This window comes from Flavobacterium sp., assembly GCF_044338735.1.
Classification (GTDB): Bacteria; Bacteroidota; Bacteroidia; order Flavobacteriales; family Flavobacteriaceae; genus Flavobacterium.
The window spans coordinates 1-4,014 of the sequence record NZ_JBIIWV010000182.1 but is presented as its reverse complement, the minus strand read 5'-3'; the positions used below and the strand labels follow the sequence as shown (position 1 = coordinate 4,014).

Sequence of the window (4,014 nt, the reverse complement as noted above, 5' to 3'; positions counted from 1 at the left end):
TCCAAGCTGCGTTAACGTTATCTAAACCTTTTTGAATAGCGTCTAAATCTTGTGTTTCATGACCCATTTTCAATTCAGTTAATGCATACTCAATTGCTGTTTTGTGTTCAGCAGTTAATTTATCACCGATTTCTTTCAATTGACTTTCTGTTTGGAAAATCATTGAATCAGCTTCGTTTAACTTATCTGCTCTTTCTTTAACTAATTTATCAGCTTCAGCATTTAATTCAGCATCTTTTTTCATTTTTTCGATTTCTTCTGGAGTCAATCCTGAAGAAGCTTCGATACGAATATCGTGCGATTTACCCGTTCCTTTATCAGTAGCCGATACTTTAATGATACCATTTGCATCGATATCAAAAGTAACTTCAATTTGAGGAACACCTCTTGGTGCAGGTGGAATCCCGTCTAAATTAAAACGTCCAATTGTTTTATTATCAGCAGCCATTGGTCTTGCACCTTGTAAAACATGCAATTCAACTGTTGGTTGATTATCTGCAGCTGTTGAGAATATTTGTGATTTTTTTGTTGGGATAGTTGTATTTGACTCAATAAGAGTTGTCATAACACCACCCATTGTTTCAATTCCTAAAGATAAAGGAGTAACGTCTAACAACAATACATCTTTTACTTCACCAGTTAAAACTCCACCTTGAATAGCAGCTCCAATTGCTACTACTTCATCAGGATTTACTCCTTTTGATGGTTTTTTTCCGAAGAATTTCTCTACTTGTTCTTGGATAACAGGAATACGAGTTGAACCTCCTACTAAAATCACTTCATCAATATCAGAAACTGATAAACCAGCGTCTTTTAATGCTTTAGCAACTGGTTCCATAGAACGTTTTACTAAAGTTTCAGCTAATTGTTCAAATTTTGCTCTTGTTAACGTTTGCACTAAGTGTTTTGGTCCAGAAGCCGTAGCTGTTACGTATGGTAAGTTGATTTCGGTTTGAGCAGAAGCTGATAATTCAATTTTAGCTTTTTCAGCTGCTTCTTTTAAACGTTGTAATGCCATTGGGTCTTTACGCAAATCAACACCTTCAGCAGCGTTAAAATCGTTTGCTAACCAGTCGATAATTACTTGGTCAAAATCATCACCACCTAAATGTGTATCTCCATTTGTAGATAAAACTTCAAAAACACCGTCTCCTAATTCTAAGACAGAAATATCAAATGTACCTCCACCTAAATCGTAAACTGCAATTTTTTGGTCTTTACCTTGTTTGTCTAATCCATAAGCTAAAGCAGCTGCAGTTGGTTCATTAATGATACGCATTACTTTTAAACCAGCAATTTCACCTGCTTCTTTTGTAGCCTGACGTTGTGCATCGTTAAAGTATGCTGGAACAGTAATAACTGCTTCAGTAACTGAATGACCTAAATAATCTTCAGCTGTTTTTTTCATTTTTTGAAGTGTCATTGCAGACAATTCTTGAGGTGTATATAAACGTCCATCGATATCAACACGCGGTGTATCGTTGTCACCTTTTACTACTTTGTAAGCGACTGTTGAAGCTTCTTTTGCACTTTCAGTGTACTTGTTACCCATAAAACGTTTGATAGAAGCAATCGTTTTTGTTGGATTAGTTACTGCTTGTCTTTTTGCCGGATCTCCAACTTTGATTTCGCCACCTTCTACAAATGCAATAACAGATGGTGTGGTTCTTTTACCTTCAGCGTTTGCAATTACAACAGGTTCTCCACCTTCCATAACAGCCACACATGAATTGGTTGTTCCTAAGTCGATTCCAATAATTTTACTCATTTTTATACTTGTTAAATTTTATAGTTCAATTTTAAACTCATTTCTTCTATTTCAAGTTTTATGCCATATCAAAAAATAAGGAAAATTGACAGATAAAACATTTGTCAGCACAAAATAACTGACAACATGACAGCAGATTCAAATTTAAGAAGTATTGATTTTGTATTTATTGATAAAAAATGGTAAACAATATTATTATAAAACCATATTAAGTGGCATTTATTGCGAATTCCTAATTATATTTGTAGTTATTAATTTATAGTATGGAATGTATTTCTGTTTTTGATATGCTAAAGATTGGAGTGGGCCCTTCGAGTTCTCATACCTTGGGTCCTTGGCGTGCTGCCGAACAATTTTTAAAAGAATTGCGCAACCGAAATCTAATAGACAATGTAATTGGTGTAAAAGTAGATTTATACGGTTCTTTATCTTTAACTGGAAAAGGACATGCCACAGATTTAGCCGTAATGCTTGGTTTAAGCGGTGCTGATCCAGTATATATTCCTGTGGAAAGCATTGATGTGATTATTTCGGCGATCAAAAATAAGAAAGAAATTTTCTTAGGAAATGAAATCATAATTCCGTTTTGTTTTGAATCGGATATTATTTTTAATAAAAACTTTTTACCATTTCATGCTAACGGAATAACATTTACTGCAACAACTGACTCAGTTACCTATTCTGAAACCTATTATTCTATTGGTGGTGGTTTTGTAGTGAAAGAAAAAGAAGACCATCATAAAGAAGAAATTTTACATACTTTTCCATTTCCTATTGAAAAAGCAGATGAATTATTGGCTTTTTGTTCAGCAGAAAATAAAAATATCTCTGAAATCGTTTATGAAAACGAAAAAACCATGCGAAGCGAAGAGGCAATTCATAACGAATTGCTTCGCATTTGGGATACGATGCTTGAATGCATGTATATTGGATGTCACTCGGAAGGAATTCTCCCAGGTGGATTGAATGTGCGCCGAAGAGCCTATGATATGCATGTAAATTTAATTGGCGTTTTACCTTATGAAGATCCGTATTCTTGGTTGCAAATTATTAGACAAACCGAAGTAAAATTTCGTCAAATACTCAAATGGGTAAGTTGTTTTGCTTTAGCTGTAAACGAAGTTAACGCTTCATTAGGAAGAGTAGTAACTGCTCCTACCAATGGAAGTGCAGGAGTAATTCCGGCGGTGTTAATGTATTATTTGGTAATTGAAAACCATGAAGCAGGCGAAAAAGAAATCAAACAATTTTTGATGGTTGCTGGTCAAATAGGTGCTATTTTCAAAAAAGGAGCTACTATTTCTGCTGCAATGGGTGGTTGTCAAGCCGAAATTGGAGTTTCAAGTGCAATGGCAGCAGCTGCGTTATGTGAATTAATGGGTGGAACCCCTGCGCAAGTTGCAATGGCAGCTGAAATTGCTATGGAACATCACTTGGGATTAACTTGTGATCCTATTGGTGGATTGGTTCAAATTCCTTGTATAGAACGAAATACAATGGGTGCTATAAAAGCAATTAATGCCGCCGAACTGGCATTAGAAACCGATGCATTAAATGCGAAAGTACCTCTAGATAAAGTGATTGACACCATGTGGCAAACCGCAAAAGACATGAATACGAAATACAAAGAAACTTCTGAAGGCGGTTTAGCTGTTGCAGTAAATATGTCCGATTGTTAAATATTTAATCTTTAAAATATAACTAATCAATTATTCCTCATTTTTAATATGAAGCTTTCTTTTCAAAACTAAATCGGTTACAGGATGAAAGATTAATGGAATTTCTTCTACAACAACATCACTCTTATCTAATCCAAACGCCTTTTCATCAGAAACTCCAAATCCTTTCAAACTAAAATAAGAATTCAACAAGAAACCTTCTTTGAAAGAAAATACGTTTTCAAATGAAATAAATTTTTCTAAAACCACGAATTTAAAATCGGGTTCAGCATTATATTTTGAAGAGCCATCTGGTCGAATGTGTAGGTCTAATTCTTTATTTTCAACCAACTCTTTAATGATGTTTTTAAAATATAATTCAACTTTAGGTTGCACTCTAAAACCTGCATTGATATTTACTTTAATTACTTTGTCGTTAATCAATTCAATTACCTCGTAATCTAAGGTAAAAGGCTCTTCGGTTCTATTAATGTGTAAAAACCAATACACATCGGCACGTTTTGGTTTTTTAGCAAAAATAGACTTCATAATTTTTTCTTCAATTTCAGAAATTTTGTCTGCTTTTGT

General features: G+C 34.3%; 2 protein-coding genes and 1 pseudogene. 1 reads left to right on the top strand and 2 read right to left on the bottom strand.

Going from position 1 to position 4,014, the window contains the following annotated elements; translation table 11 throughout:
• The coding region (gene dnaK, locus ACIQZC_RS09690) for a molecular chaperone DnaK (RefSeq protein ID WP_396139025.1) at positions 1–1,768 on the bottom strand (1,768 nt) is incomplete at its 3' end.
• 263 nt (positions 1,769–2,031) lie between these two features.
• Here dnaK and ACIQZC_RS09685 point away from each other — a divergent pair.
• Positions 2,032–3,447 (top strand): L-serine ammonia-lyase, encoded by a 1,416-nt coding sequence (locus tag ACIQZC_RS09685; RefSeq protein WP_396139024.1) that lies wholly within the window; start codon positions 2,032–2,034, stop codon positions 3,445–3,447.
• 30 nt (positions 3,448–3,477) lie between these two features.
• On the opposite strand, the pseudogene ACIQZC_RS09680 reads toward ACIQZC_RS09685, so the two are convergent.
• Positions 3,478–4,014, bottom strand: a pseudogene (locus ACIQZC_RS09680) (potassium transporter Kup); the annotation flags it as partial.